Origin of the sequence: Collinsella sp. LCP19S3_C9, from assembly GCF_052121575.1 — a bacterium.
Taxonomy (GTDB): domain Bacteria; phylum Actinomycetota; class Coriobacteriia; order Coriobacteriales; family Coriobacteriaceae; genus Collinsella.
Map to the genome: position 1 here is coordinate 1 of NZ_JBQKDZ010000032.1, position 1516 is coordinate 1516.

Here is a 1516-nt window from a genome sequence, read left to right on the forward strand (position 1 = left end):
CCAGCCCCAGCTCCCGGGTCGCCCGGTGAAGGCGAGGAAGAAGGGCGTGAAGGGAGCGAAGAGCGTTGCTGCCTAGGCTAGCCCCTTGTCACACAAACTACCGAAGCCTCTAAAAAAGCCGATAACACATAGGTTTTTTGACCTAATGCGTTATCGGCTCTGCGTCTATGCGTCTGGCACTTTTAATCATTTTTTTTGAATTTATTATATGTGTTAGCTAACTGTCCACAAGCCGCGTTAATCTCTCTGCCATGAGAAACTCTTATAGTAACTTCAAGTCCTGCTTGCTCTAATTGATGTTTGAATGCAACTATTTCCCGTTTCTGTGGTGCTTTAATTCTTGAATTGCTTGTTGGGTTGTATTGTAACACGTTAATCATAACTTTTTTGCCCCGAAACCATTTTGCAAGTTGTCTTACATCTGAGGGCCGGTCATTTATACCCGGTAAAAGCAAATACGCAAAGACAATTTTGCGATTATGCCTTTCAGAATAGGATAAGGCTTGCTTAACAACATCTTCAATAGCATATATGCGCATGTGAGGAATAATACGATTTCTTGCAGATTGTGTTGCTGCGTGTAAAGATATTGTCAACTGAATTTTAAGATGTTCCTCGCGCAATTTTTTTAATTGATCGACCGGACCAACTGTTGATATGGTAATGCCGTCGGTTGGAAAGTTGAGCCCATTTCTATCTCGGAGAATATGGATTGCTTTTATCAAGTTGTCATAATTGAATAAAGGCTCTCCCATACCCATAAAAACGATACGGTTTACTTTTCGACGCAACAATATAATCTGTTGTACGATTTCTGACGATGTTAGATTACGAACAAAGCCATTTCGCCCGGACTCACAAAAAATACAACCAACAGGACAACCGACTTGTGTGCTCACGCAAACAGTTCCACCATCTCGCCGCTTGATAAAAACCGTTTCAATGTATTTGTTGTCTTTCAGTTCGTAAACATACTTTTCAGTATCACTGCTTTTGCAAATATTTTTTACCAACATTGATAGATTTTTTTTGCGTGGTAATTGCTTATATAATTCTTCATATAAGGCTTTTGCTTCATTCTCGCCAATAACTTCCGACATTTCTTTGTAAGTAAATCCGTATGGATCATTCCGTACTTCCGCAGGCGTATATTTAGGTAAACGTTTCATTTTTATATCCTTTCTTCTAAATAATAAAAGTTTGTTTTTCTGTATTTTTGATTACAATCTCTAATTTTTCTACATCAATGATATGCGTCAATTTGCATTTAGGGCAGAAAAGAGGAAAATCTTTTAATACAGTATTATGAAATACTTGAACTCTCGTCTTTCCGTTACAAATCGGACATTTTATCCAATATTTTTTAAGCATTATATTTCACTCGTCCTTTTTACACAGAAAAATGGGCTCTTCGGTGGTTTCTGTGGGAGAGATTCCGGCATAGGCCCAGCTCAGCGGGCGAAAACAACGATCTGGAACTGAAACGGCCCCGGGAGGGGCCGTTTCCGCGTCATCC

Annotated in this window: 2 protein-coding genes; both read right to left on the bottom strand. The window is 39.6% G+C overall.

Features of this window, described 5'->3' with window-relative positions; genetic code table 11:
• Nucleotides 1-182: 182 nt before the first annotated feature.
• Nucleotides 183-1169, bottom strand: a complete 987-nt coding sequence (rlmN, locus tag ACTQXI_RS08835; RefSeq protein WP_441548531.1) for a 23S rRNA (adenine(2503)-C(2))-methyltransferase RlmN — start codon at nucleotides 1167-1169, stop codon at nucleotides 183-185.
• A 16-nt stretch (nucleotides 1170-1185) separates the two neighbouring features.
• A complete protein-coding gene (locus ACTQXI_RS08840) occupies nucleotides 1186-1371 on the bottom strand; it encodes a cysteine-rich KTR domain-containing protein (RefSeq protein ID WP_003431289.1) in 186 nt (61 codons plus the stop codon).
• Between the last annotated feature and the right edge of the window lie 145 nt (nucleotides 1372-1516).